22 protein-coding genes are annotated in these 26,247 nt (G+C 63.2%); 8 read left to right on the top strand and 14 right to left on the bottom strand.

What is annotated here, in order from left to right:
• Window positions 1–182 precede the first annotated feature (182 nt).
• Window positions 183–2,579, top strand: a complete 2,397-nt coding sequence (locus HG800_RS08905) for a hypothetical protein (RefSeq protein WP_169975959.1) — start codon at window positions 183–185, stop codon at window positions 2,577–2,579.
• Between the two features lie 113 nt (window positions 2,580–2,692).
• Here HG800_RS08905 and HG800_RS08900 read toward each other — a convergent pair whose 3' ends face one another.
• Entirely contained in the window at window positions 2,693–3,217 is a 525-nt protein-coding gene (locus HG800_RS08900; protein ID WP_169975957.1) for a hypothetical protein, read from the bottom strand.
• Window positions 3,218–3,467: 250 nt separating this feature from the next.
• On the opposite strand from HG800_RS08900, the gene HG800_RS08895 reads away from it, so the two are divergent.
• Window positions 3,468–4,250 (top strand): dienelactone hydrolase family protein, encoded by a 783-nt coding sequence (locus HG800_RS08895; RefSeq protein WP_169975954.1) that lies wholly within the window; start codon window positions 3,468–3,470, stop codon window positions 4,248–4,250.
• A gap of 114 nt (window positions 4,251–4,364) precedes the next feature.
• Here the strand turns inward: HG800_RS08895 and HG800_RS08890 are convergent, their stop codons facing one another.
• The 6 genes from HG800_RS08890 to HG800_RS08865 form a co-directional block, all read right to left on the bottom strand.
• Window positions 4,365–5,708 carry a di-heme oxidoredictase family protein gene (locus HG800_RS08890; protein ID WP_169975952.1) on the bottom strand — a complete coding sequence of 448 codons (1,344 nt, stop codon included), beginning with the start codon at window positions 5,706–5,708 and terminating at the stop codon, window positions 4,365–4,367.
• Window positions 5,709–5,940: 232 nt separating this feature from the next.
• Window positions 5,941–6,852, bottom strand: a complete 912-nt coding sequence (locus HG800_RS08885; protein WP_169975950.1) for a sugar phosphate isomerase/epimerase family protein — start codon at window positions 6,850–6,852, stop codon at window positions 5,941–5,943.
• 90 nt (window positions 6,853–6,942) lie between these two features.
• Entirely contained in the window at window positions 6,943–8,511 is a 1,569-nt protein-coding gene (locus tag HG800_RS08880; RefSeq protein WP_169975948.1) for an SDR family oxidoreductase, read from the bottom strand.
• 46 nt (window positions 8,512–8,557) lie between these two features.
• Entirely contained in the window at window positions 8,558–8,986 is a 429-nt protein-coding gene (locus HG800_RS08875) for a hypothetical protein (RefSeq protein WP_169975946.1), read from the bottom strand.
• Between the two features lie 4 nt (window positions 8,987–8,990).
• Window positions 8,991–9,200, bottom strand: a complete 210-nt coding sequence (locus tag HG800_RS28395; protein WP_169976338.1) for a hypothetical protein — start codon at window positions 9,198–9,200, stop codon at window positions 8,991–8,993.
• Between the two features lie 165 nt (window positions 9,201–9,365).
• Complete coding sequence (locus tag HG800_RS08865; RefSeq protein ID WP_169975944.1) at window positions 9,366–9,872, bottom strand: FxsA family protein; 507 nt, start codon at window positions 9,870–9,872, stop codon at window positions 9,366–9,368.
• 200 nt (window positions 9,873–10,072) lie between these two features.
• On the opposite strand from HG800_RS08865, the gene HG800_RS08860 reads away from it, so the two are divergent.
• The gene (locus HG800_RS08860; protein ID WP_169975942.1) at window positions 10,073–11,572 is read left to right on the top strand and encodes a carotenoid oxygenase family protein; all 1,500 of its coding nucleotides are present in this window, start codon (window positions 10,073–10,075) and stop codon (window positions 11,570–11,572) included.
• An 8-nt stretch (window positions 11,573–11,580) separates the two neighbouring features.
• Here the strand turns inward: HG800_RS08860 and HG800_RS08855 are convergent, their stop codons facing one another.
• Together HG800_RS08855 and tatC are read right to left on the bottom strand one after the other, a co-directional pair.
• Entirely contained in the window at window positions 11,581–13,272 is a 1,692-nt protein-coding gene (locus HG800_RS08855) for a potassium channel family protein (protein ID WP_169975940.1), read from the bottom strand.
• Between the two features lie 109 nt (window positions 13,273–13,381).
• Window positions 13,382–14,401: a twin-arginine translocase subunit TatC gene (gene tatC, locus HG800_RS08850; RefSeq protein ID WP_169975938.1), complete on the bottom strand. Its 1,020-nt coding sequence runs from the start codon at window positions 14,399–14,401 to the stop codon at window positions 13,382–13,384.
• Window positions 14,402–14,744: 343 nt separating this feature from the next.
• On the opposite strand from tatC, the gene dprA reads away from it, so the two are divergent.
• Complete coding sequence (gene dprA / locus HG800_RS08845; RefSeq protein WP_315852001.1) at window positions 14,745–15,878, top strand: DNA-processing protein DprA; 1,134 nt, start codon at window positions 14,745–14,747, stop codon at window positions 15,876–15,878.
• On the opposite strand, the gene HG800_RS08840 is transcribed toward dprA, so the two are convergent.
• Complete coding sequence (locus HG800_RS08840) at window positions 15,865–17,076, bottom strand: PEP-CTERM sorting domain-containing protein (protein ID WP_169975936.1); 1,212 nt, start codon at window positions 17,074–17,076, stop codon at window positions 15,865–15,867. The two genes, dprA and HG800_RS08840, sit on opposite strands and share 14 nt — an antisense overlap.
• 415 nt (window positions 17,077–17,491) lie before the next feature.
• On the opposite strand from HG800_RS08840, the gene HG800_RS08835 reads away from it, so the two are divergent.
• From HG800_RS08835 to HG800_RS08820, 4 genes are all read left to right on the top strand, one after another.
• Window positions 17,492–18,361, top strand: coding sequence for a hypothetical protein (locus tag HG800_RS08835; RefSeq protein WP_169975934.1), 870 nt, complete (start codon window positions 17,492–17,494; stop codon window positions 18,359–18,361).
• On the top strand, window positions 18,361–19,164 hold the full coding sequence (locus HG800_RS08830; RefSeq protein ID WP_169975932.1) for an ABC transporter ATP-binding protein: 804 nt from the start codon (window positions 18,361–18,363) through the stop codon (window positions 19,162–19,164). Before HG800_RS08835 ends, HG800_RS08830 begins: the two co-directional genes overlap by 1 nt.
• Before the next feature lie 50 nt (window positions 19,165–19,214).
• Window positions 19,215–20,927 carry a putative ABC transporter permease subunit gene (locus tag HG800_RS08825; protein ID WP_169975930.1) on the top strand — a complete coding sequence of 571 codons (1,713 nt, stop codon included), beginning with the start codon at window positions 19,215–19,217 and terminating at the stop codon, window positions 20,925–20,927.
• A 187-nt stretch (window positions 20,928–21,114) separates the two neighbouring features.
• Window positions 21,115–21,246, top strand: a complete 132-nt coding sequence (locus HG800_RS08820; protein WP_169975928.1) for a 30S ribosomal protein THX — start codon at window positions 21,115–21,117, stop codon at window positions 21,244–21,246.
• 55 nt (window positions 21,247–21,301) lie between these two features.
• Here the strand turns inward: HG800_RS08820 and HG800_RS08815 are convergent, their stop codons facing one another.
• From HG800_RS08815 to HG800_RS08800, 4 genes are all read right to left on the bottom strand, one after another.
• Window positions 21,302–21,574 carry a hypothetical protein gene (locus HG800_RS08815; protein WP_169975926.1) on the bottom strand — a complete coding sequence of 91 codons (273 nt, stop codon included), beginning with the start codon at window positions 21,572–21,574 and terminating at the stop codon, window positions 21,302–21,304.
• A 107-nt stretch (window positions 21,575–21,681) separates the two neighbouring features.
• Window positions 21,682–22,980 (bottom strand): amidohydrolase family protein, encoded by a 1,299-nt coding sequence (locus HG800_RS08810; RefSeq protein WP_169975924.1) that lies wholly within the window; start codon window positions 22,978–22,980, stop codon window positions 21,682–21,684.
• Complete coding sequence (locus HG800_RS08805) at window positions 22,980–25,205, bottom strand: ABC transporter permease subunit/CPBP intramembrane protease (protein WP_169975922.1); 2,226 nt, start codon at window positions 25,203–25,205, stop codon at window positions 22,980–22,982. The genes HG800_RS08810 and HG800_RS08805 overlap by 1 nt, the downstream gene beginning before the upstream one ends.
• Window positions 25,206–25,255: 50 nt before the next feature.
• Window positions 25,256–26,014: an ABC transporter ATP-binding protein gene (locus tag HG800_RS08800; protein WP_169975920.1), complete on the bottom strand. Its 759-nt coding sequence runs from the start codon at window positions 26,012–26,014 to the stop codon at window positions 25,256–25,258.
• Between the last annotated feature and the right edge of the window lie 233 nt (window positions 26,015–26,247).

Genomic DNA, 26,247 nt, shown 5'->3' with positions numbered 1-26,247 from the left:
GAATTATCGTACCTCACGAGGCAAGGCCTCGCCATCCCGGCCGTGCGGAAGCCCGCTCAACTTCATCCTCGAACTCGGCCCGCGCCGATCCCGGCTTGCAGTCGCTCGTACAATGTGCGGAGATCAGGTCACGTCTCGACCTCTTTGAATCGGACGGAATCCGCCACCCCCGGAGCGAGCCCATGACACTCGGCACCCTCGTGCTCGCGGTTTTCTTGCTGGGGCAGACCCCGGGCGATCCGGAACCGCTCAGCGATCGAGAGATCGAGGAACTGGTTGCATCGGCCCGAACACGGTTCAAGCAGGCGACGATCGACCGCGAGGAACGGGGGAAGTATGCTCTCGACGTGGCCGATCGGATCGACTCGGCCGCCCGCGCCGAACCGACCGCCGGCCTTCGGTCAACGCGATGGAACCAGGCCGTCGCCTTGCTCGACGAGTTTCTCAAAGGGGATCCGAGCCACCCGCTGGCCCTCTCGATTGCCCTTCAAGCCGGAGTCTACCGATGGGCCGAGGGGCACACCTGGGCCTTGCAGTTTGAGCGATCACCAGGAAACTCGGGGGCGAAGGTCGAGGGAATCAAGGCGCTCGACGACGCCATCGCCCGACTTCGACGTCTCTGGACCGAGACGAACCGCCTGCCTGAGAGCGAGCTGATGGCCCAGAACATTCGCTTCCGGTACGCTCAGGCGCTGGTCGATCGGGCAAACCTGGAGGACGATCCCGGCATGGCCCTCGACCTTCGTCAGCAGGCACTCGGCCGGCTGCGAGGCCTGCCGATTGTCCCACCCCTGGGAGGCCATGTGGCGTTGTTGAAAGCCCGGCTGCTGGTCGAGGCCGGGCAGATTCGCGAGGCGGAGCAAGCGTTTGCCGAAGCGGAAGAACAAGACGGCCCAGGCGAGGCCGACCGGGTCGATACCAAGGTCGCCATCCTCCTGGCCGACAAGCAGTTTGACGAGGCGATCGCGTTCATTGATCGCTCCGAGCTGGATCGGCCGTCGAAGGATTTCCGAGCGGTCCGGGTCCGGGCTCGACAGTGGATCGACCTCTTTCCCGGCCGCGAGCGTTCGGAAGCCGAGACCGACGCCATCACCCGAGTTCGTCGGCTTCGCCTGGCCGAACATCCCGACGCCAACGCCGCCCTGGCAAGCCTGGCCGCCACGATCTTCGAACCGGACGATCGGGACGACCCCGGCCTCTGGGAGTTGATGGCCGAAGGACACCTGGCCCTGGGCGACGTGGATCAGGCCGTCCGGCTCAATCAGGCTGGGGCGGACCACGCCGAACGCCTGGGGGACCTGGAACGGGCCTGGCTGATGCGATACCGGGCCGCGGCCACGCTCGTCCGAGCCGGTCGCACGGCCGAAGCAGTGCAAGCCCTTGCACCGATCGCAGCCACGGCCCAGTCCTCCGAGAGTCCTGCCCCGGCCGATCAGCGGGCCAACGGCAGCCTCCTGTACGCGTTGGCGCTGGGGCGGCTCGCCTCGACTCCCGGTCAGGATGGAACGGTCCGAGCCTCGTACGAAGCCGCGCTGGAAGACCACATTGCCGCTTTCCCAGACGACCCGACCGCCTCGGAAGCCCGCTGGATTCTCGGGCAGCTTCGGGCGTCGGTCGGCAGAGATCGCGACGCCATTGCACTCTGGTCCGAGGTACCAGCCGGTCATGCTCGGTGGCGAGAGTCTCGGCTTGCCCTGGTCGAGACGCATCGCAAGACGATTGAGTCCTTGCTCCTCGCCGATCGGACCCGAGAGGCCCGTGATCGCCTGATCGAGGCCCGCACCGCCCTCGACGACGCCCGGTCCGAGGCCACCGATCCGATCGACCGCAACGCCCTCGACCTGTCGAGGGCGGAGTTGGAGCTGACCCCCGGACTTGGCTCGGTCGAAGACGCGCTGGTGATCCTCGACCGCCTGGTCGCCACCGAGGTCCTTGCCGACCGTCGCGACCACGCTCGACGGCTTCGGATCGTCGCTCAGGCCGTTGCGGCTCGAGAAACCGACGCGGAGCGGAACGCCCGGGCAGAACTGGAGCAATCCGAACCCGAGCAGATCGTCGATCTGGCCGCCCGACTCGACCGCGCAGCTTCCTCGCTGTCTGATCCGGCTCGGCGTCGTGTCTCGGCCATCTCCCGGCTCCTCACCGAGCGGGTGCTTTCGCAGTCGAACACGCTCGATCCCAGCCTCCGGGCACGAGCCCGGGTCATCCGCATCCGAGGTCAGATCGACATGGGTGACCTCGACGGGGCCCGGAGAGCGGCCGAGTCGTGGTCGGGCGACCTCGACGCGTCCCGACTCCCGGCCGAATTGATCGCTCCGCTGGCCGATGCCCTCGACCGGCTCGGGCTCTATCATCAGGCGGCCGACGCCCATCGCGCCGTCATTGCCGCCAGCACCCCCGGCTCATCCCGATGGCTCGAAGCCCGCTATGGCCTGGCCGTGGCCTATTATCGGACCAGCCGACCGACCGAGGCTCGTCGCCTGATCGACGGCACAATGGCCCTTCACCCCGACCTTGGCGGCAACAATGACCTCCGCGACCGCTTCCTGCGCCTCCGCCGCCGCCTGGCAACTCCTTGAGGCACCAGTCTTGCGGGAGCATGCTGTACGAACCGATTATCAGATCAATCCTGAAGATCAGTCCGCACAACACGTTCCAGCCGACAACCAAACATGGTCGATTCGCCTGGGAGTTATTGCTGGCCGAGCAGATAGCGGCCAAAGCCCGATCGCACCCGAGAGCCGTTCGACGGATCGATTGTCATCCGGGTCGGAACCAAGGTCGTATCAGGATAGAGCGCCGGATTGGTGTATTCGTACGAGATGCCCGACGAGGTGGGCCGGAGCACCCCATCGTAGCCTCGGGAGTAAGTCACCACCTCGGTCGGCACCGAGCGAAGCCTCGAAAACGGTCCATAGAGCGACATACTTCCGTAGGAGGTCGGCAGGTCGCCAGGGCTGTATCCTCCTCCGGTGTTGTACCCGGAGCGGATGACCAGGGTCGGGTCGGGCCGGAAGGTGCCCAGGTAGGGCGATCGGGCTACGGTCGGCACAGGCACGGACGGCACAATGACCGCCGAGGTCGGCGAGGCGACTGGCACCCCCGTCACGACCGGAACCGACGAGCGCACACGACGCCCACCTGCCTCGGCATTGGTGCTCATTCCGATCAGGAGGAGCGCAGCCCCGATCGGAAGCAAGAGGTTGGTCCGAATCATGATGGAAGCTCCGAGATGCAGTCGCAGGGGTGAAGACAGTCGTCAGCTTGAGGAACTTTACCACGCAAAATGACTCGACCCCGGAATGATCGGCACGATCGATGCCGGTGTTTCCCCTCCAACCGGCCCGTTGACCCGATCGTCCGGGGCCGGTTCAATCAATCAGAGGAACCGTTCGGGAATCCGAGGCACTATCCCATCCTGAACCCCTCACATTGCACCCATGACCGAGCCAGGGGGACCTGATCCAATGCCCACGCAATCGCACATCGGCGGCTCTGGCCGCATGCTGGCCGTCGCCTTACTCCTGATCGGCGCGGCCTCGACCCCGGCCGTTGCCGGAGAGATGGTCGAGTTCAAGAATCCGATGGGAACATCAACCAAAGGCTACCTCGCTCTCCCCGAAGGAGACGCCAAGGCCCCGGCGATCCTGGTCATTCAGGAGTGGTGGGGCCTAACAGACTGGATCAAGGAGAACGCCGACCGCATGGCCGATCTCGGCTACGTCGCGTTGGCGGTCGACCTCTACGACGGCAAGGCCACCGACGACCCCGGCGAGGCTCATGAGCTGATGCGTGCCCTCGACCCGAGCGAAGGGGTCGGCCACCTCAAGGGAGCGATCGAGTACCTTCAGACGCTCGACCGCGTCGACCAGGACCGAAAGATTGCCGCCGTGGGCTGGTGCATGGGCGGAATGTACTCACGCATGATTGCCCAGCAGTCCGACGCCATCGGCCCGACGATCATCTGCTACGGCAGCGTCTCGATTGAGCCCGATCAAATCGACGCCCTCGCCGGCCGCCCTGTACTCGGCATCTTCGGGGCGCAGGATCGAGGCATCCCCGCCGACCGCGTCCGACAGGTCTTCGACGCTCTGAAGAAGGCCGGCTCCACCGTTGACCTGCACCTTTACGACAGCGCCGGGCACGCCTTCATGCGCCCCGGCGGCAACCAGTACGTGGAAGATGCCGCCGACGACGCCTGGAAACAGATCACCACATTCCTGGCCGAACATCTGCTTGCGGAAGGTTGATCCTCCCTTGCAGGATTCGTAAATCCACGAACCGGGAGCCGAGGAGCTTCGTTCCGATCCTCGATTCCCGGTCGTTGGGAAACGCTCGCTTCGGAGTATGCCGCGTCGGGGCACCTACTCGGCCCGAGCGACGGCAAGACCGTTCTCGGGGACTGACGGCTCGGGAACGGGCATTGCATCCGAGGGAGCCCGGAGCGATTCGAGGAACCGGATCAAGGCCTGCTTGTCCTCGTCCGAAAGCCTCTTGAACGCCTTCGACACCGGCAGCGCATCCCCCTTGTGCCGCTCGATCGCGTGGAGGAGGGTCGGGCTGGTGCCGTCGTGGAAGTAAGGGGCTGAATCGGCCACCCCCCAAAGCGGAGGCGTGCGCCATTCCTCGGCATCCGGGTGTTCTCGGGGAATCGGGACGCCGGTCAAGACATCGGTAAACGCATATCCGGCCTTGCGATCGACGAGCCGATGCAGCAGGAAATCGCTATACACCCCCGTCACGCCGCCCAGATTCGGCACGTGACAGATGGCGCATCCGACTCGCTCAAACACCAACCGGCCATGCTCGACCTCGGCCTGACCCTTCGGATCGTCCGGGACGATTTCCTCAGGGCGGGGCAAGGTCTCGACGAACGCCACGAGCGAACCGAACTGTGTGTGGTCAAGGTCGGCCGGCATGTCGGGGTAAGGAATGTCGACCCTCGGCTTGGCTTGCTCCATGTGTGGGTTGCCCAGACCCAGCTCGTTGGCACAGGCAGCGGCCACGAATTCTTCGAGTGTGGCGAACTGCGCCTTCCAGCCGAACTTGCCGACCCGGCCATCAGGCAAGATGCGGTAACGACCAGGGGGCATGGTCTTGAAATCGGAACTCAGCTCACGTCCCATCGTCTGCAGCGATGCCGCCAGGTTACGCCGGGTGATGCTTCGGCTTGAGATGCGATCAATCCAGCCCGCTCCGAACAGGGCGGTCGAATTCACGTGCTCGGTCTTCACCGGATCGAAATCGCGGACGAGCACATAGCAACCGTTGGTGATCCGGATCGCATCGGGGACGATCGGGAACAGGGTTCGAAGATGCGAGACGTCTTCAAGAAAGTGGTTCTCAACGGCGAACTTGTGAACGAGCCCTCCCTCGATCTCGGGCCGGGTGTGGGTCGGCTTCGCCTCGAACGCCAGCACGTTGAACTCGTTCGATCCCCCCCCGCCGACTCCTCCTTGAAAGTGGCACTCGACGCACGAGCGTGCATTGAAGACCGGCCCCAGCCCGTCGGCCTGGGCAATCGGGTCGTGCGGCAGCCACTCGTGAACGAACAGTGCGTGGCCAGCCTCCATCCGCTCGGCACTCGCCCGAGGGCCCCACATCACCGGCACCCCCGGCGCGGCGATCCAGCCGATCACCCCAACCACCATCATCGCCAATCCCAGGCCGACCCGCCGCCTCCCCCTCGCCAGATCGTTCCGTTGCATCGCGGCTCCTCCCTCGCGGCTCTTGGCGCGATCCGCACCGCGGGACCACTCCCACGGCAACCTCGGACAAGTGTAGAACGACGTCGCGTGGGAATCAAGTCTGATTTCGTTCCCTCTGATCGGGCCAAGATCGACGCATCAATTCAGTGCCGATCGGGACGCGGAGCGAGTTCCCTCATCCTACCGCCCGATCGGCGCTCAAGAGTCGTCACGGTGTCGCGGGTCCGGCTGCTCAGGCCATCAGTTCGCGGAGCCGTTTGACATGCCGGGGGATGGCGGTCATCGGATCTTCGGCGGCCTCGTACTCCAGCACGACGTAGCCGGAGTATTTCACGTCGCGGAGGATCTGGATCAGGCGGGGGAGGTCGGCCTCCTCTTTGGATTCTCCATTGCGGGAGATCTCCGTCTTCACCTGCACATTGACCGCATAGGGAGCGATCCGGGCCAGGTCACCGTAGGGGTCCTCGGTCCGGAAATTCCCGGTGTCGAGGTTTACGGCGAAGTACGGGTGATCGATCGCTTCGATCAGCGTCATCATCTGATCACTTGTTGCGGTAATTCCGCCGTGATTTTCGAGGGCCAGAAACACGCCCTTTTCGGCCGCGTAGGGAAGCACTTCCTTGAACCCTTCTATTGCACGGGCCACGGCGACTTCCTCGGACTCTCCTCGCGGGGTCCGCCCGGCGAAGACGCGGATCATCGGTGCGTTGAGCACCGCCGCGCGGTCGATCCAGGTCCGGGTCAGGGCGAGCTGCGCCTCCCGATCCGGACCGGGGGCGACGCAAAAATCGTTGCCGATCGCTGTCCCGGAGATATCCAACCCTCGCAGGAACGCGTGGCGGCGCAGGTTCCTCAGCATTTCTCCCGAGACATCACTCGGGAAGTAGTACGAGGTCGGCTCGATGGCATCGAGTGCCATGTCGGCGGCCAGATCGGCGAAGTCGAACAGATCCATCGTCGGCGAGTCCCCCGAGAGGAACTGCCGATACGAGTAGGCAGCAATACTCAACTTCAGGTGGCTGGGCCGCGTGCGTCGGATCGGATCCATCGCCCGAGTGGTGGGCAACCGAACTGAGCCAAGGGCCGAGGCAGCCGCGGCCATCGCGGCACCGCCGAGCAAGGAGCGTCGGGTGATTGAGGTCATGGAAAGCCTCTCGTTCGGAAAGCCGTTTTCGATCGCCGATCCAGGGGGGCGATCCACGTCTTCCAGGGTAGAGACTCATCCCGCCCAACGCTACCGGCTCACGCCGCCGGCCGGAACGTCATCCGCCGATGGCTCTCGCACCATCGGGACTCCCGGCGATCCGGTGAGCGACGCAGACCCTTCCTGACGGTGACCCGCTTCAGAATGATCCGACGACGCCTCGGCCGATCGGACAATGCTCTGAGCCATTCCCGAGAAAATGAACAGGTGAGCCGGTAGGCACGCATACCAGTAAAGCCTTCCGAGCACTCCCGATGGCTTGAAATAGGCCGTCTGGGTCAATACCGACCGCTGCGACTCACGCGGTTCCACCCGAAATTCGAGCCAGGCATCGCCCGGCACCCGCATCTCGGCATGAAGCAAGAGCCGATGACCAGGCACAAAATCTTCCACTCGCCAGAAGTCGAGTGCGTCTCCGATGTAAATCTCGACCGGATCCCGCCGCCCTCGTCGCAGGCCAACGCCGCCGACGATCCGGTCCATCGCGCCTCGGATCCACCAGAGAAAGTTGCCGTAGTAGTAGCCGGTCGATCCCCCGATGCGCTGCACGCGATCGAACAGAACCGACGACGACGTCTCAGCCTCAACCCGCTGGACATCGCGCAGAGGAAAGCGATCAGGATCGAATTGAGGACGACGGAGCAGGGCGGCCCGACTGGGCAAGGCTGCATTGGACCATCGGGTCGAGACGTTGTTCTCGTGGACCTTGTCCATCGCGCGCTGAACCGCCTCGCCGAACGGAGTCAGAGGGATGGGGACGAGGTCTCGAATGCGATTGTTGTGGCAAATGACCTCAGCCCGTAATCCTTCGACGAGCGGGAATGCCAGGGATGCCGGAATGGGTGTGACCAGGTTAATCCAGTAAGCCGAAAGCCTGGGCGTGAGAACCGGAACCACGATGATCCGCCGCCGAAGCCCCTGCATAGCCGCATATCGGATCATCATGTCCTTGTACGTCAAAACATCGGGACCGCCGATGTCGAAAATCCCGTACGCGGTTTTCGGCTGTTCCAGGCACCCGACGAGATAGCCGAGGACATCGCGCACCGCAATCGGTTGGTTCCGCGTTCGGACCCACTTGGGGCAGATCATCACCGGAAGACGCTTGACCAGGGATCGCATCATCTCGAACGAGGCGCTTCCCGATCCAATGATCATGGCTGCCCGCAGTTCGGTCACAGGAACTGCCCCCCCGCGGAGAATATCGCCCACTTCCTGACGACTCGCGAGGTGATCGGACAGGTGATCGGCCCGTCTTCCCAGCCCTCCCAGGTAAATAATGCGCTCCAGGCCCACCTGCTCGGCAGCCTCGGCGAAATTGCTGGCAGCAGTCCGGTCGCGGTCGACGAAGGAACGCTCGCCAGCCATCATCGCATGAACGAGATAGTATGCGACCGCGCATCCATCCAGGGCTCGGCGGAGCGACTCGGGATCGAGCACATCTCCGGCGACGATCTCGACCTGATGGGTCCACGGCCTCCCTTCCAGCTTCTTCGGATCGCGAGCCAGGCAGCGAACCGAATACCCCCGATCCAGAAGCATCGGGATCAATCGTCCGCCAATGTAACCCGAGGCGCCTGTCACAAGTATTCGTTTCATGAACGCCTCTTGAACACGATGGTTCGACAAAGACATTTCAAAACGATCAGCCGTCCGATGACGAATCTGGGCCGTCCGTCCGAGACGATCGATCGAGGGAAATGTCTGGACCTGGGGGTGTGTCGGCCGTTCGATTCCGGCCGAGCCATGCACCCAGGACTGAGAACAATTTCAGGGCCAAGGGATCCACTTTCAACATGCGAGCGATCAATCCCGCCCTGACCGTACCGCCGAGCTGAGCGATCGACCGACCTCCCACGCGAACGTGGCCCACCAGTCCAACCGCTCGGAGCTGAGCATCGGCATGTCGCAATGCGTTGCGCCGGGTTGAAGGGGAAACTTGCCGCATGGCCGCCAGCGCCGACTGAGCATTCGGGAAGTGAAGATCAACGACCTCGTCCCGAATCTCTAGTCGTGCCTGCCCGCCCTCAAATTCGAGAAGGAAGTCCCCCTCAATGTCCAGGGGTCGATCCATGGGATCAGCCTTGTTCGCGGTCTCGGGTGCGAATCTTCAAGGTGCCGTTCATCTTCCATCGGGCGTGGGTCGCCTGATCCGAGGCGCTGCTGGGCACAAACAACTCGAAATTCTCGAAGTCGTAGATGATCTCCGCCCCTCGGCCGGTCAGCCGATCATACAGCCCGATCGCCAGGTCCGGCCAGGTCCGGGTATCGTCAAGTCCGGTCGCCATGAGTAAATCCCTCAAGGGTTCGAACATCTCTGGAATTGGCGGGATGACATCCATCCCGTTCTCTCCCTGGCTACTGTAGGCGCGCTTCCAGGGTGTCAACCGAGAAAACAAAGCGGGAACCGGCATCGAGCGTCCATTGACGGGCCGCCGATGGCTCGATCCGGTTCAATCGTGATCCTCGGGTGTCACGTCAATGACCGGCCCGCGAGGCGTGCCCGATTCGCGTCTTACCCGATCCGGACCCGGTACGAACTCCGACTGAAATCGCACACGGGTCGCCCCTCGTCGAACGGAGTGAAGAAACCATGAGTTGAGCATGCGGCGATAGAGGTTCCGGGTCACCGGCACAAGCAAACTCAGACCGACCAGGTCGGTCAGAAATCCGGGAGTCAACAGCATGGCTCCTCCCGCGAGGATCATCGCCCCATCAATCAGCGATCGCGCCGGGAACTGCCCTGAGGCCATCGACCGCTGAAGTTCTCGGATCACCCCGAGGCCTTGCGATCGGGCCAACGTCGCGCCCAGGAGCCCCGTGATCAGAATCGCTCCGACGGTCACGAGCAACCCCGTCTGGAAGCCGTAGCGCTCGGAAATCGCCCCGTGGACGGCCAGCAAGACGAACAGTTCGACAATCGGAACGATGGTCAAGAGCAACAACAATCGGACAAACATCGTGGCGCGACTCCCCGGAGATTGGTTCCCCTCTCAAGGCATCGTCGCCACCCGGATCGCCAAGTCAAGCCGAGAGTTCCGAGGGACAGGCCCCATGCCTCACAATACAATGGACCGGACGGCGAACCACTCTCGTTCCTCAATACGCCAAGTGTTTCGGGTTTGAAACGCACTCGATCCCGTCGGGAAGGATGGTCTTGATGTCGATCAATCGCAGGGAACTTCTCAGATCGCTCTCCCTTGCCGGAGCGCTCGGCCTCCCCTGGAATCGCGTCACCCAAGCTCAGGCCGACGACGGAACGGAGTGGCCCGACTCTCCGTTTCTGATCGGGAATTATGCCCCCGTCTTCGAAGAAGTGGAGGCCGAGAATCTCCGGGTGATCGGCCGCATCCCCGAAGCGTTGGAGGGAATGTTCGTACGAAACGGGCCGAATCCGCAGTTCCCTCCCATCGGAAATTATCACTGGTTCGACGGCGACGGCATGCTCCACGGCGTTTTGCTGCGAGGCGGCAAGGCAAGCTACCGCAACCGATGGATCCGCACTCGCGGATGGGCCGAGGAACATGAGGCCGGACGAGCGATCTGGGGAGGCTTGAGCGATCGGCCCAATCCTGCGCTACTGGCCCAGGGCAAGCCGATGTTCAAGAACGCGGCGAACACGTCGCTCGTCTGGCACGATGGCAAGCTGCTCGCGCTTTGGGAAGGGGGAGAACCGCACATCATCTCGGTACCGGACCTTGGCACGATCGGGCCGCATGACTTCGCAGGAAGGCTCAAACACGCCTTCACCGCGCATCCAAAAATCGACCCCCAGACGGGGGAGATGTTCTGCTTCGGCTACCAGCCCGTGCGACCGTACTTGCAATACAGCGTGGTCGATGCTGAGGGAACGATTCGTTCCACCACCCCCATCGATCTCCCCAAACCTGTGATGATGCACGATTTCGCCATCACGGAACATCATGCCATTTTCATGGATCTGCCCGCGACCTTCAATTTCGTCCGGATGCTCTCGGGAGGTCCCTTCCTGAGCTTCGAACCCGACCGCGGAGCCCGGTTCGGCATCCTTCCCCGCCAGGGAGACGGCGCGGAGATCCGTTGGTTTGATTCCCCCTCATGCTACGTTTTCCACACGCTCAATGCCTACGAGGAAGGGGATGAGATCGTTCTGATTGCCTGTCGCTACGAGCAATTCCCCGGATCGCTCGGCATGGGAAGCCCCCCGATCGAAGGACGACCGGACGCTCCCGGCCCCATCGACGAGGTTCCTCGCCTCCATCGCTGGCGGTTCAACCTCGCCACCGGCCAGACGACGGAGGAGACGCTCGACGACCTCCCGTGCGAGTTCCCCCGCATCAACGACACCCTGATGGGCCGCCCCACCCGGTTCGGTTACGTCATGGACGGCGCGATGAACGGCTTCCTCAAGGTCGACTTGCAAGGCGGCCCGACGCTCCAACACCGTCACGGCCCCGGACGGCTCGGCGGGGAAGGGGTCTTCGTGCCCCGACCCGACGCTACCGCCGAGGACGACGGCTGGCTGATCACCTTCCTGTTCGATCACGCTCAGGAAACCAGCGAGATGGTCATCATCAACACGCTCGCGTTTGATGACGAACCAGTCGCCCGCATCTTGATCCCAAGCCGCATTCCCTACGGCTTCCACGGTACCTGGCTCCCTGGATCGGTCCTCGGTTAACCCTTCATTCAGGTCGAGGGAGCGAACTCGTCGAGAAACCGGCGCTCCGACTCGGACTCTCCGACCACAATCAACTCCGCGTCTTCCGGTAACGGCTTGCTGGCGTCAGGATTGATCTCCAGCGAGCCGTTTGTGCTCACACCAATCACGTTACAGCCGGTTGCCTGACGCACCGCACACTCCCGCAACGATCGTCCGATCATCGACGGCGGAATCGGCAACTGAAACACGCTGAGGCCCTCGGAAAGCATCAAGGTGTCCATCTTCTGGAGCAGGTTGAAGATCGAATTCGCTCCCATCGACGCATACGAAAGGACGAAATCGGCCCCCGCACGGTGCAAGGTCGAGACGTTTCGCTCCAGGTTCGACCGGGCAAGGATCTGAATCGTCGGCCGCAAGCGACGACAATAAATGGTCAAAAAGACATTCACGTCGTCATCTCTTGTGGTAATTACCACTGACGACGCCTTGTCAATCCCAGCCTTTTTCAGAACTTTCAACTCCGCGGCGTTTCCGTACACAAATTGAGGAGCGTTGCGCACCTTGCGTTGTTGTCGCTCGACGATTCGGTAGTCGATTCCCTCGGCGCTCAGGGCCCGAGCCACGGCCAGGCCCACGCGACCACCGCCGATGATCAAGACCGGATCATCATGCGATCGGTAAATACAAAACAGCGCGTCATAATCGTCAAGCTGGGCTCGAGAACCGGCCAGCAACAGGACCGACGTCTTTTGCACCAGAGTTTCGGGACTGGCAATCTGAAACCGCCCCCGGTCCCACACGCCTACCACGCTGACGTTCGCATGGTCGCGCAAGCGGATGTCCCTCAGGGTCCGGCCCACCAGGGGCGTATCTCTGACCAGGGACTGCGCAATCAGCAAATCGCCCACCGTGCCAACCACGTGGCTTCTCGCATCCCGTCCCAGGACGCAGAGCGCCAGTTGCCGACCAAGCAACTCCGCCAGCCGCAGCACTCGGTTACAGCCCGCCAACTCAAGAATATCGACCGAAGCCGACGACGAGGCGGTCGCCACAATCGGAACGGTCTCGGATATTTCTCGAACGGTGAACGCTACGTTCGTATTGCTCATATCACTGCGAGTGGTAGCAACCAGTGCCGCCTGATCCACACGGACCTGACGATACGTTTCCGGATCATCCAGATCTCCGAGCATGACCCGGTAGCCCTGATCGTGCAGTTGCAACGCCTCGGCCAGCTCAGAAACAATGATGACATATTCAAGGTGAGATTGGTTCAGCTTTCGGATCAAGGGCCCTTCAATCCCACCCAGCGTCGTCAGGACCACATGGCCCTTCGTCTGAGGGGGCAGGGCCCTCGGCGCTCGGGCCGCGGCCTGTGCCTCCATCCAGGGAACAAAGAAAAACTGGATGAACGTAAAGGGAATCAGGATCAGCATGAAGACCGTGCCGCTGAGCAACACCACAACCGAGAACACCCGCCCCAGGTCCGACTCGAACGTGATGTCGCCAAAGCCAAGCGTCGACATCGTGACCAGGGTCCAGTAGAACCCCGTCACCCAGGTATGTGCCTTTCCTTCGTACTCGCTGATCCAATGAAACCCGACGGTGAAGCCCAGCACCAACAGGATGAAGACCAGGAGCAACTGCACCAATACCTGAAGATTCCGACGCCCCTTCCGCGCGACGAGGTTGTGCAGAATGACGATCAGCGATTTCATCGGCAGAACCTGAAATTCAACGATGTCCGGTCACGCAGACCATCGGGGGCGGTCTCGGCCAGGCGGCCAGACCGCCCCAGCGCGGTGCGGTCGGCTCGCGGAACTTGGGTCAATACGCCTCGGCCTTGGCCGCCGCGATCTCACCCCGATCCACCAGGAGAATCCCCAGTTCGTACAGCGCGACCATCGGCGCGGCGAGCATCAGCATGCTGACAATGTCCGCCGGCGTGAGCATCGACGCAACAATGGTGATGCCCAGCAACGCGAATTTCCGCTTCTCACGGAACGTCTGCGCCGAGACGATTCCCAGCTTGCCGACAAAGAGCATCACCAGGGGCAACTGGAAGCCAAGCCCAAACACCAATGGCAAGAGCGTGGCAAAGCTCATCCAGGCAGTGAGCTGGAGACTCGGCTCGACGTTCAACCAGATGTTGAACTGAAGCAAAAACTGCAAGGTCAGGGGCAAGACCCCGAAGTAGCAGAGGAACACGCCACCCAGGAACAGTCCCAGGGAAAAGGGCAGGTAGCGGTAGACCGTGGCCCGCTCGTGTCGGTAAAGACCCGCGGCCACGAACGCCCAGAGCTGATAAAAGACCCAGGGGCTGGCAATCACCAGCCCGGTGATGATGCAAACCGTGAAGAAAATGACAGCTGTTTCCAGCGGCCTCAGCGCGATCAGGGCTTTCTGACGCTGAACGTTGGTGTTGACCAGATCAATCGCGGCAGCGTCTCGAACCTGCATGGGCAGTTCGACATAACGCCCCTCCAGCGAGCCAGGATCTTCCTCGGGCAGCGTGACATTGGGGGCCACCTCTCGCAAGGCGGCCACCAGCGCCGCGGCCGAAATCCGAGCGGGCATCTCGGTATACGTCGCCTTGAGTTCCGCGGCGGCCACCCGACTCTCGGTCTGTCTGAGGTGGTAGGCCTCCAGCGCCTCCTGAGCCGGGTCCTGCATGCCTTGCATGACGTGGTAGCCGAGATTCAGGGGCGGGATCAACGATAGAATCACGCCCACGGCCAGCCCGAGCAGAGCCAGCACAAGGCGCAGTCTGAGTTCTTCAATGTGGTCGCCGAAACTCATGGCGACCATCTCTTGTTCTTCTTCGAAAAGATCGCGTTCGACAGGCATGGCGATCAACCCCCGCGGGCATCAAGGCCGCTCGGGCGAAAGGGACGCTCGAGCGATGGACGGAGTCCGGGGAGGAGACGCGGGTCGCTCCGATCGGTCACTCGACCGGGGACCACTCCTTCGGCGCCGCCGTGAGCCTCGCGGGGACGGCTAAATCGGGCGGGGGCGTTCCTGCAAGGTTGAAGATACCAGGGATCGCCCTCCCTTGGCCAGCCCCAGTAGCTCCTCAGCGTACGATTGCCTCAACAGCTCGGCCCCGGCTACAATTCCGACCGGCGTGTGTCCACCCGAGTGTGTCGCGCGTTCAGCTCCCTCGTTCCTGCCGTTCTGCCAGAGATCGCCCGTGCCCGACCCCGATTCCGGCGACGATCGCTCCCTGCTTGATCTGCTCTGCCTGGCGATGATTCCCGGCATCGGCCCCCTGACCAGCCGCGCCCTGCTCGAACATTTCGGCAGCGCTGCTAAGGTTCTCTCGGCCTCCCTGTCCGACTTGAAACGGGTGCCCGGCGTCGGCCCGAAGCTGGCCGAGAAAATCGTCTCGGCCCGTCGGGAACTCGATCCCGAGGTCGAACTCGAACGCTGCCGGCAACGAGGGGTTCGGCCCATTCCGTTCGATGACCCCGAGTACCCGGAGCCGTTGAGGTCAATCGCCGATCCCCCCGCCTTGCTCTACGTTCGGGGAACCTTGCTGCCGACCGATTCGCTCGCGATCGCCCTGGTCGGCGCCCGGAAGGCAACCCCCTACGGCATGAGGATCGCCGAGCGTCTGGCCGGATCGCTCGCCCGGGTCGGCCTGACGGTTGTTTCGGGACTGGCGAGAGGTATCGACGCCGCCGCCCACCGGGGGGCGCTGCGTGCCGGGGGCCGAACGATCGGCGTGCTCGGCAACGGCCTGGGATCGATCTATCCTCCCGAGCACGCCGAACTCGCCGCCGAGGTCGCCGCCTCGGGAGCGGTGGTCAGCGAACAGCCGATGGAGCAGAAGCCGCTCGCCGGCCTCTTCCCCCAGCGCAACCGCCTGATTGCCGGGCTTTGCCTCGGGGTGGTGGTGGTCGAGGCAGCTCCTCGGAGCGGCTCCCTCTCCTCAGCTCACCACGCGATGGAACAGAACCGCGAGGTTTTCGCCGTCCCTGGCCCGATTGACAGCATCACGAGCCGAGGCTGCCATGCCTTGATTCGAGACGGTGCCCGGCTCGTCGAAACCGTGGACGACATCCTTGAAGAACTTGGTCCACTGGCTCGGGCCGTTTCCGTATCCCAGGAGCCCGAAGCTCCCGAGGTCCGCCACCCGGCCGAGCTGTCCCTGACCGACCACGAGCGCGCGGTGCTCGGCCACCTCGACGACCTTCCCCGAGGGATTGATGAGTTGATTGTCCGGACCGGCCTCGCCCCGTCTCAGGTCATGGCCACGATGGCGATTCTGGAGATGCGTCGCCTGATCCGACGCAACGCAGGCAACCAGTTCACCCGGATCTAATCCGTCGGCTGATTGACCGCCGCCGACGGAGCCAGGTCCACGCTCCGGCACCTGAGGCACCCAACAACACCATGACCAGCGATCCCGGTTCCGGAGTTGCTCGGAGCGTCGTTCCTCCAGACGGATCGGGTGGTCCCGCCGTCTTCAGTTTGAGCAAAAAGGCCCGGGTAATGCCGTCCTTCAAGCCAGTCCCGACGATCATCCCCGCGTCGTTGATGCCCGAGGCCGCTTGCAGGAGCCATCCCGAATTGGGGTCGATCAGGTGGTTCAGGTCCACCATGCCTTCAGTCGCGTCCCACAAGAAGGCCCGCGAGCCAAGGCTTCCCGCCACGTGGCCAACCACGTCTCCGAGGTTGTTGATCCCCAGGCCATAGCTCGATCGTCCACCGGGCAATAGCCCGAGTGCCACCAGGGCTCCGGGACGACCGAGAAAGGCCATGTCGCGTCCTGAGGCATCGGTGGCATGCCCGGTGATCAGGCCGTCGTCGTTGATCGCGCGGGCCACGCTGCCACCACCTCCGGGAAGCGTCCCCACGGCGTGCATGCCCTGATCATCCGCCACAAAGGCCCGACGCACGCCAAACCAATCGACCGACTCTCCCACGACGTGCCCGAGAGCGTTGATCCCGTAGGCCCGGCTCGACAGACCCCCTTCCAGACTTCCCAGCTCGACAAACGTTCCTTCGCTCGTGATTCGGAACGCCACAGTCCGGCCATCCTCGCGGTTGCCGTGACCGGCGATCTCACCCCCCGCGTTGATGGCGACCGCCTCACTCCAGGACCCGCCAGAGAGCGTTCCCAGATTCACCATGCCTCCGCCATTCGATCGAAACGCGCGTCGCGAGCCATGACCAAAGTCGCTGACCCCGACCACAACCCCACCGTCGCCGATCCCCAGTCCCTGACTCTTACCAGACTCTCCGGCGAGCGAGCCGAGAATCTGAACCGAGCCACCCGGCGATCCCAGGAATGCCTGCGATGACCCCGGAGTCTGCGCCGTCCCGGCCACCTGACCCGTCGCGTTGATCGCCAGGCCCTTGCTCCAGGCCAAGCCGTCCATCGGACCCAGATCCACCACCGAGTAAATCGGCAACGACTCCGCCCGAGCGCGTGGAAAGACACCTCCCAGCACCAGAGCCAGGATGCCCAGGACCAGCCGCATCCGCCGGGTCAGCGGTGCAAACGTAAGGGGTCGCATCAGAAGCGAGCCTAGTGAAGTCGATGTGCACAAAAGAATCCAGTGTCAACGCTGCTGTCATCCAGAATAGCCAAGGCCCCCCTCTTCCCACCACGACATTTCGCGTGATTCCGCGAAATTTACCATGCAATCATGCAATTTCTGATCCCGTGGTCGTGTCAACGTGTTTGCCTCAAGCAACGTCGAGGGAACTTCCCGAGTTCACCGGGTCCGACGGATCGAGGCCAACGGTCTCGGGAGATCATCGGGAGGCCCGTTCCCTGTGCTTCGGAGTGGCCAGATGCTCGCCGAGGGCAGGGGTGAAGGGGCTCCCTTGTTCGGGGGGGCCGGGGGTTCGTATGATGCAAAAGGTCGTCTTTCCGCCATGTCCCATGCCCCTCGAAACGATCGCGGGCGGAGCCGGAGCCCCTTCACCATGCCCCCTCGACTCGTCTCGCTCGGCATGCTCGTCTTCTGGTCGGTCGCCGCTTCGGCCTTGCTGGTCCGGGATGTCTTGCCCAACTTGCTCGTCGGTCCACCCCCGGACATGCGAGACATCGCCCAGGCCGACGACACCAAGGGGCCGACCCGATGGAACCTGATGGTCCCCGACCTCGAGAGTGACGGACCGGACGACCTGACGGCCGTCGGTCAGGCTGTGACCGAGACGAAGCGTCAGCGAGACGGCCATGTCCGCTTTGAAAGTGTCGTGACGCTTGACGCTGGGGCCTTGCTCGATCGGACTCCCCTGGAGTCGGCCGGCAACGAGCGACTGGAGATTCGGAGCGTAATCGGGGTCGATTCGGCCGGGAATCTCAACGTCCTGCGATCCTCAGTCCGGATCGAGGGAGACGAGACCGAGTTGCTGGTCCTTGAGGGCCACGTGGCCAGCGATGAGATTGTCATTACCGCTCGTGGGCCGCTCCTGATCTTCGGCAAGAAAACCTTCACCTTCCCCTATCAAGCCCGGGGCATGGTCCAGAATTCGCTCTCGCCCCTGGAACGCCTCCCCGGATTGCATGTCGGCCAGCGGTGGAAGAGCCCGGTCGTCAGCCCCCTGACCGGCCGTGTGGAGGAGGTTTCCGTTGAGGTCACCCAACGCAACGTCATGATCCCGTGGCAGGACAATCTCGTGCCGACCTATCTGGTCGTGACCCGAATGCGAGGCCTGACGGCCCGCACCTGGGCCAGGGCTTCCGATGGCCTTGTAATCCGCCAGGAGGTCCCCTTGATGATCGTCAACCTCGTCATGGAACGCGTCCCTCCGACTCCCGACTCCCTCGGCAATCTCCCGGGGGGCCGGTGATGATCGAGCTGATTGGCGTAACCAAGAGTTTTGGACGCAAGAAAGCCGTCGATGGGCTCGATCTCCAGGTCCGTCCTGGAGAGCTGTTCGCCTTCCTCGGACCCAACGGCGCGGGCAAGACCACGACCATCAAGATGCTCTGCGGCCTCTTGACTCCCTCGTCCGGAACGGTCCGTATCGGCGGCTTTCCCAGCAGCAGCCGAGAGGCCCGGCAACTGATCGCCTACGTCCCCGACCAGCCCTATCTGTACGAGAAGCTCACCGGCCGCGAGTTCCTTCGGTTCGTCGTCGAGATGTACGGGCTCGACCGTCGCCACGCCTCGGCGAAGATCGAGGAATTGATCGACATCTTCGAGATGCGCGATTACATCGACGAACTCTGCGAGAACTACTCGCACGGCATGAAGCAGCGCGTCGTCTTCGCCTCGGCGCTGGTCCACGAGCCGAAGGTCCTGATCGTCGACGAGCCCCTGGTCGGGCTCGATCCCCGCAGCGGCCGGATCGTCAAGGACCTGTTCGTCTCTCAAGCCCGTTCCGGCGTGGCCGTCCTGATGTCGACCCATCTCCTGGCGATTGCTGAGGAACTCGCCGACACCATCGGCATCATCGACCGTGGCAAGATGCTCATGACCGGCTCCCTGGACGAGATTCGCGAGCGAGCCCAGATGCACGGCCCTCTCGAAGACCTGTTCTTGAAGCTCACCAGCGGCGACCGGCCAAGGCTCTCGGCCCCGATCGTTTCACGAGAATCCGAATCCGAACCCAACTCCGAGGCCATCGAGCTGGGGGATCGTCTCCCATGATCCGAGGCCGACTCCGAAGGTCCTCTGCCCCCCTTCCCGACCCTCCGCCGATGGCGACTGATCTGCGCGTTTCGCGAGGCTTTGGGTTCCTCCGGCGCCGGTTGTTGATCAACCTGCTCGACTCACTCGTGGCCGAGTCTCGGCTGAGGGTCATCACCATCCTCATCTGCTCGGCGATCTTCTGGTCGGGCCTGTTCCTGCTCTTTTTCGAGGGCTTCGGCTTTCTCAAGGAGTATTTGAAGGTCACTGGAGAGATCGTCGAGTACCTGTTCAGCCTGTTCTTCCTCTCGCTCCTGATCATGCTGCTCGTCTCGACGGGCATCATTCTCTACGCCGCCCTGTTCCGCAGCCGAGAGGCAGGATTCTTGCTTGCGACCCCGGCGACCGAGGACCGGGTCTTCGCCCACAAGTTCCTGGAGGCAATGGCCTTCTCCAGCTGGGGATTCCTCCTGCTCGGCAGCCCGATGATGGTGGCCTACGGGATCACCTCGATGGCCCCCTGGCCGTTCTATCTGATTGCGCTGGCCTACCACCTGGCCTTCGTGGTCATTCCGGGTGGAGTCGGGGCAATCGGCGCAATCTTGCTGGCCAATCTGTTGCCCCGGCAACGCAGGTCGGTCTTGATCGGCACGGTCGCGCTGATGCTCGGCGGCCTCGCCTACACCGCCGCTCGGGTCTGGACGACCCCCGGATCGACCCTCTCTTACGAGTGGATGAACGCCTTGCTCGGTCGGCTCGAATTCAGCACCAACAGCCTCTTGCCCAGCCGATGGATGGCCGCCGGTCTGCTCCGATCGGCCGAGGGAGCGTGGCGCGACGGGCTCTTTTACCTCATGGTCATCTGCTCCCATGCCGGTTTGGCCTACCTGGCCGCCGCCGTCGTCGCCCGAGACCTCTACCGAACCGGCTACAGTCGGGTTCTCGGAGGCCGATCGGCCCGCCGCCACTTCGGCTGGTACGGCATCGATGCCGCTTTCCACCGCCTCTTTGGCTTCATCCGCGAACCGATCCGCCTGTTGATCCTCAAGGACCTGCGCACCTTCCGCCGAGACCCGACCCAGTGGTCGCAGTTCCTCATCTTCTTCGGCCTGCTCGCGTTCTATTTCATCAACATTCGTCGGCTCGGCTACGACGTACAAAGCCCCTACTTCCGCAACCTCCTGAGCTTCCTGAACCTGGCGGTTACGGCCCTGATCCTCTCCACCTTCACCAGTCGGTTCATTTTCCCGATGCTCTCGCTCGAAGGGCGGAACCTCTGGCTTCTGGGGCTCTTTCCGGTCCGACGGTCGTCGATCATCTGGGGCAAGTTCGCCTTTGCCGCCGGAATTTCCCTGGTGGCAACCGAGATTCTGATCCTCCTGAGCGGCCTGATGCTCAAGGTCGGCCCGATGATGCTCATCTTGCAAGCGGCCATTGTGGCCGTGCTTTGCTTCGGGCTCTCGGCCATTAGCGTCGGCCTGGGGGCCCGCTTGCCGAACCTCCGCGAGGATGACCCCTCGAAGATCGCCGCCGGGTTCGGCGGCACGCTCAACCTGCTCGTCAGCCTCGCCTTCATCGCTCTGGTCATCGCCCCCCCGGCCATCCTCAGCCATCTCTATTTCGCTGGGATCGGCAGTGAGGTCGCCATGATGTTCGGCGGATCGAACGAGGTCCTGTACCGACGACTTCTCCTTGCAGTTTCGTTCAGCCTCGTCGTGGGGGCCATCGCCACGATCGTCCCCATGCGGATCGGCATCCGGGCCTTCGAACGGATGGAATTCTGAGCCGATCTGCCCCTGCGGCCTCCCTCTCCCCAATTTCCGCCACCGAGCGGCCTGGAATCGCTCGCGACCTGCCGGTATGATTGGGACTTCGAATTCTCCATGAGGATGTTCGACGCTCCTCCGCCACCAACAATCCGGCGGGCGCGTCGATCGTTTGAGCATAGATCCCCGAAAGGACGACCCGCCGATGGGTAAGGGTGATAAGCGTTCCAAGCGCGGCAAGCTGTTCCGGAAGTCTTACGGCAAGAGCCGCCCCAAACCCCGCAAGATCCGCCAGGACAAGGCCGCCGCTGCCGCCGCCTCCTCCAGCGAGTCCTGATTCTCCCCCGTTGCACAGACCATTCGAACGGCTTGAACCGCACGCCCGCGCCCACCTAGGCAAGCGTTCTCGGTCCGAACTGACCCGGCTCGTCGAGCAGGCCGTCGCCGATGTCTGCTGCCTCCCTCGGCCCGGCCTCTGGTTCTGCGTCGACGCCGTCGAGCCCTTCGGCCGCCCTCTGCATCGGATCAACGTCTGCGCAACCCTCCATCTCCTTCCCGAAGGCTCGCCCTTCTGCTGCGGTGAGCCGGGTTGCCATCTCGGGCTCATGGGCGAGCGTCTTCTCGCGGTCGGAGACCACATCCGGCGAGCCTTGGGGGTCCGCCATCAAATTGAGGTCAACTTCGAGAATCGCATCGCCGTGCAGGTTCACCAGGGCGTGATTCTCAACGTTCGACGTGATCCGCCACGTTGCTCACAACGATCCTGAGCGATTCACCCGGACCTTGACCCAGGCAACTCCTTGCCGGGTCGCCAGCCGGGATCGGCTCGAAATCGCCCTTCGAAGGCCGAGGCGACCACCGGCAAGTCCGAATCGAGCAAGAGGGCGTACGGGTCGTCGGCCTCTCGATCCGGCAGCGAGACGATCGCCAGATCACCCGATTTCCCCGGCTTCAGGCTGCCCGTCACCGTTTCTGCGCGCAGGGCCCAGGCCCCGAACAACGTCCCCATCGTCAGCAGCAAGGGGCCGCCGAGGCTGGCGTCAAGTCGGTGCAGGAAGCGCATCTCGTCCAGAATGCTGAGGCTCGGGGTCGAGGCCAGGCTGTCGGTCCCGAGGCAAACCACCACTCCGCGCTCCAGCATCTCCCGGAACGGGTGCGGCTGATGCCCGAAGCGCGCGTGGGTCCGGGGGCAAAACGCCACGGCAACCCGGTGGCCGTCGGCCCCGGCCTCAGGACGCAGTTGCCAGAAGTCGTCGGCATCAAGATACGTACCATGTGCCACGATCCAGTCGGCATCACGTAGGGCCCCGCGACGGATGTAATCGGCCGGCTCGGGGCTGATCGGCTCCCAATCGTCGTCCCAGGCGCCCATGCTCTCAAGGAATTCGCGGAGCCGGCCCCGACGATGCCGGAGCAACTCCCGTTCCTCGGGAAGCTCCGCCAGATGGGTCGAGAGCGGCATCTGCGTGCTGGCGGCCCGGTGGTAGAGCCAGCCTGCCGTGCTGTACGGCGCATGGGGGCTGAGCCCCGGCTTCGCGTTGGCGAACACCTGATCGGCGGGCTGGATCGAGGAAATCCAGTCCCACGCCTGCCGGTTGGTCTCCAACCCTCGCATCCGCTTCAAGCCAATCAGCTCGGCAAACACGACCGCCCGAACTGGCGACCCGGCAATCGCCTCCCAGCTCAATCCGGCGCTCGTCGTATCGGCCAGCATCGTCGTTCCGGCGCGCAGGGCCTCGTCGAGGTTGCGATCCACCGCGTCACGGAGCGACCCCAACGAGTTCTCCCGACGATGGGCGATCACCCGACCCAACCACTCGATCTCGTCCTCGGGCCACGAGGACGGATCATCCCTCGCAGGATCAATCGACGACAGTTCCAGATGCGTGTGAGCGTTGACCAGCCCCGGGATAATCGCGACGTTCCCCAGATCGACATCCGGCAAACGATTCCCGGCAGGCCCCACCGCCGCAATCCGGCCCTCCCGAATCGTCACGCGACCCTCGGCAATCGGATCTCCCTCGACCGGGAAGACATAGCGAGCGCCGAGGATCAAGTCGGTCGTGCTCATCAGTTCTCACGATCGGGGTCTCGAACCTCTCCGACTCCTACCGGAACCGCCCTCTCGGCCACGATCGTCGGCTCATCCTCAACGGTCGAGGGCCGATCTCCGCCGATCCGAGAAAGCACCACGAGCAAGGCCGCTGATCCGACCGCGCCCAGGGCCACCCAGTGCCATTGATACAAGAACAGCGTCTGATCGCGATAGAGCCAGCCCACTGCCAGCGACGGCCCGACCACCGCCAACGCATTGTTCGTCAGATGAAATGCAATGGCCGGCAGCAGGCTCCGCGTCTGAATCGCCAGCCAGCCAAGCACCACCCCGAGCAAGGTCGCGTTGAAAAATTGCTGAAACAAGCTAATCAAAACATGCAAAAATCCAAACAAGAATGCTGAAAGCAAGATCGCCGACCATTTCCCCAGCGTCGATTCCAGCCCTGAGAGAATGTGGCCCCGGAAGGCCACTTCCTCGCAGATGGCCGGGATGATCGCAAAGAGCAAGAGCGCCGTGGCCAGGTTCGGAATCGCCTCCTGCAATCCCTGAAGTGCCTGCTCCATTGCCTTCGGCATCGGAAACAGTTCCATCACAATCGACCGCAGCTCGGCCGTCAGCGGGTTCAGGGTCAACGCCAGGCCAACCCCCAGCACCACGGCTCCCCAGCCCGGCCAGTGCAGCCGAAGCGTTCGTTTCGGGCTCGACGTGAACAGAATTGTCATCACCAGCGGCGGCACCAGGATGAACCCAAGCTGACCAATCGCCAGAGCCACCAGGGGGTTTGCCCCGAACAGCAGCATCGACGTATACCAGGCACACGCCTGGATGATGACAAAGCAGGCAATCGCCTGGCCCGCGGTCGGGGTCGGGCCGCGGTCCCGAATCAGGTGGCGGAACCAGGAGACCAGGTCGAACCGCTCCGCCTCTCGGAACAGAACCTCCTCCGATCGGAACTGACCAACCGCCCACCGTAACGCGAGCAATCCATAAATAATCGTCGACAACATCACCGGTAAGAAGTACTGAAACGCCTCGTTATACTGTTCCAGCATCAGCGTTTTCAGCAACAGCGAGACACCCGTAATCGGCACCAGGCTGTAAAACGGTGTCAGCTCGACCCCTGGCATCAACGTCAAGAAAATCAAAGGCAGGGCAATGAGGTAAAGAGGGGTCATGTAGTACTGCCCCTCTTTCATGCTCCTCGCCAGCACCGCCAGCGCCAGGCAAATGGCGCTGAAGAAGCCGGAAAGCGGGATCAAGAGCACGATGATCCAGCCCAGCGCCAGAATCGAAGGCGGGCTCAGCTCGTCCATCGGCGAGCCAATCCCCGAGCCTCCCTCGCCTCCGAGCCCCGCGCCAAGCTGTCGCGCCAGGAAGCCCATCGTCACGCCCATGCTCGCCAAGTTCAGCAGGGCCGTGGCCACGCTGGCGGCCATGATCGTCAGAAACTTGCCGACCACGATCTCACTGCGAAAGGCCGGGCTGATGAGCAAGGTTTCCATCGTCCCCCGCTCTTTTTCACCGGCACACAGGTCCACTGCCGGGTAAAACGCCCCCGTCAAGGCCATCATCACCAGCAAGAACGGAAAGAGCCGCGCCCAAACACTCGCCCCCGAGGTGGACGAGCCAAGCACCTGCCGCGCCAGGTCCACCCCTTGCACATCAATCGGCGCGATGTATTCGGCCGGTTTTGCATCGGCGGCCAGTCGCTGAGCGACAATCGCGTCTTGCCACCCTGCAATGATCTCCTCGACCGTCTGATAGGTCGCCAGACTCTGCTCGTCGGCCCGCAGGAAGGCGATCCGAAACGTCGGTTGCTGAAGTTGTTCAATCTGTTCTCGAACGTCGGAGGGAATCTCGACGATCACATCGGCCGACCCCTGCCTCATGGCTTCAAGCTGCGCCGAGGGATCAGCCAGGTACGAGTCCGAGGGCACCTGTTCAACGATCAACAGCCCCTGAGACACCCCTTCGGAAAAGACCGGATTGAACTGGACGATCTCCCCCTCGTCCGTCTCGATCGTCACCAGCAGCGGCGGTTCTGCGGGCAAATGCTCCGCGCCGACGACCACCACCCGGCGTGGCCGCTGCTCGAAGGCCGCCGTCAGCTCCTTCACCGTATAGCCGAGGATCGGATAAAGAAGGACCGGAAGCCCGAAGATCATGAAGAGGGTCCGGCGGTCGCGGAGCTGATCACGCAGCTCTCGGCCGAAAATCAAACGGATGCGGGACCATCGCATGGGATGTCGGGCTCGGGGCCTGAGGGGTCAATGACGTGAGACTTTGCCGTTCAAGCCGAGGCCACCGCCTCGGCATCGGCTCGTTCGACGAGGTGGAAGAACAGCTCCTCCAGGTCGGGCTGCCCAAAGCGTTCCAGTAATTCGTCGGGCTGTCCGTCGGCCTGAAGACGCCCTTTGTAGATGATCGCAACCCGATCGCAGAGTTTGGTCACTTCCTGCATCGAGTGGGTCGAGAAGATGATCGTTTTCCCCCGGTCTCGCAGCTCCAGAATCTTCAACAAGACGGCGCGAGCCACCAGGACATCGAGGCCCGAGGTGGGCTCGTCGAAAATCAAGACCGGCGGGTCGTGGATGATCGTCCGGGCGATTGAGACTTTCTGCTTCATGCCGGTCGACATCTTCGAGCCGAGCACGTCGCGGAAGTCGTTCATCTGGAGCCAGTCGAAGATCTGCTCCATCCGGTCGTTCAGGGTCGCCCCCTCGATCCCGTACAGCCCGCCGAAGTACGCCACCAGTTCCCAGGCGGTCATCCGGTCGTAGACGCCCGTGCCCGAGGACATGAAGCCGATCTTTGTGCGAACCGCCTCCGGTTCCGTCACGACGTCGTGGCCGGCCACGATCGCCCGGCCACTGGTCGGCCGAAGCACCGTGCTCAGAATACGGAGCGTGGTCGTCTTCCCGGCTCCGTTCGGACCCAGAAGGCCGAAGATCTGACCCGGAACGCACTCGAAGCTCACGTTCTGCACCGCCGGGACCCAGCCCCGCCGGTAGTCGAGGAACGCCTTGCAAAGCTGCTCGACCTGGATCATCGGGACGGCTCGACCTGGGCCGGCGAGAACAACCAGAAAAGGCGCGGTACAAGACCACCCACTCCTGACAATCTAGGCCATTCTAGCCAGACCGGGCAGGGCGGGGAAGGAGATGATCGGATCCGGATGCCCAGCCCGCTCCGGCGCGAAAGGGTGCAGGCATTGAATGTCCGCCTACCTCTCCCCTTGAGCGGGGAGAGGGGCCTGGGGCCAAAACGCCCAGCCCCTGCGAT

This window comes from Tautonia rosea (genome assembly GCF_012958305.1).
Lineage (GTDB): Bacteria > Planctomycetota > Planctomycetia > Isosphaerales > Isosphaeraceae > Tautonia > Tautonia rosea.
This window is presented reverse-complemented; position numbering and strand designations above follow the sequence as displayed.

Coding starts and splice junctions, on each gene's coding strand:
- HG800_RS08905 (WP_169975959.1), top strand. CDS start 183: ATGACACTCGGCACCCTCGTGCTCGCGGTTTTCTTGCTGGGGCAGACC.
- HG800_RS08815 (WP_169975926.1), bottom strand. CDS start 21,574: ATGGCGGACCCCCAAGGCTCGCCGGATGTGGTCTCCGACCGCGAGAAG.
- HG800_RS08885 (WP_169975950.1), bottom strand. CDS start 6,852: ATGACCTCAATCACCCGACGCTCCTTGCTCGGCGGTGCCGCGATGGCC.
- HG800_RS08880 (WP_169975948.1), bottom strand. CDS start 8,511: ATGAAACGAATACTTGTGACAGGCGCCTCGGGTTACATTGGCGGACGA.
- HG800_RS08800 (WP_169975920.1), bottom strand. CDS start 26,014: ATGATCCAGGTCGAGCAGCTTTGCAAGGCGTTCCTCGACTACCGGCGG.
- HG800_RS08840 (WP_169975936.1), bottom strand. CDS start 17,076: ATGCGACCCCTTACGTTTGCACCGCTGACCCGGCGGATGCGGCTGGTC.
- HG800_RS08820 (WP_169975928.1), top strand. CDS start 21,115: ATGGGTAAGGGTGATAAGCGTTCCAAGCGCGGCAAGCTGTTCCGGAAG.
- HG800_RS08900 (WP_169975957.1), bottom strand. CDS start 3,217: ATGATTCGGACCAACCTCTTGCTTCCGATCGGGGCTGCGCTCCTCCTG.
- HG800_RS08830 (WP_169975932.1), top strand. CDS start 18,361: ATGATCGAGCTGATTGGCGTAACCAAGAGTTTTGGACGCAAGAAAGCC.
- HG800_RS08875 (WP_169975946.1), bottom strand. CDS start 8,986: ATGGATCGACCCCTGGACATTGAGGGGGACTTCCTTCTCGAATTTGAG.
- HG800_RS28395 (WP_169976338.1), bottom strand. CDS start 9,200: ATGGCGACCGGACTTGACGATACCCGGACCTGGCCGGACCTGGCGATC.
- HG800_RS08835 (WP_169975934.1), top strand. CDS start 17,492: ATGCCCCCTCGACTCGTCTCGCTCGGCATGCTCGTCTTCTGGTCGGTC.
- HG800_RS08890 (WP_169975952.1), bottom strand. CDS start 5,708: ATGCAACGGAACGATCTGGCGAGGGGGAGGCGGCGGGTCGGCCTGGGA.
- tatC (WP_169975938.1), bottom strand. CDS start 14,401: ATGCCTGTCGAACGCGATCTTTTCGAAGAAGAACAAGAGATGGTCGCC.
- HG800_RS08895 (WP_169975954.1), top strand. CDS start 3,468: ATGCCCACGCAATCGCACATCGGCGGCTCTGGCCGCATGCTGGCCGTC.
- HG800_RS08810 (WP_169975924.1), bottom strand. CDS start 22,980: ATGAGCACGACCGACTTGATCCTCGGCGCTCGCTATGTCTTCCCGGTC.
- HG800_RS08865 (WP_169975944.1), bottom strand. CDS start 9,872: ATGTTTGTCCGATTGTTGTTGCTCTTGACCATCGTTCCGATTGTCGAA.
- HG800_RS08805 (WP_169975922.1), bottom strand. CDS start 25,205: ATGCGATGGTCCCGCATCCGTTTGATTTTCGGCCGAGAGCTGCGTGAT.
- HG800_RS08860 (WP_169975942.1), top strand. CDS start 10,073: ATGTCGATCAATCGCAGGGAACTTCTCAGATCGCTCTCCCTTGCCGGA.
- HG800_RS08855 (WP_169975940.1), bottom strand. CDS start 13,272: ATGAAATCGCTGATCGTCATTCTGCACAACCTCGTCGCGCGGAAGGGG.
- HG800_RS08825 (WP_169975930.1), top strand. CDS start 19,215: ATGGCGACTGATCTGCGCGTTTCGCGAGGCTTTGGGTTCCTCCGGCGC.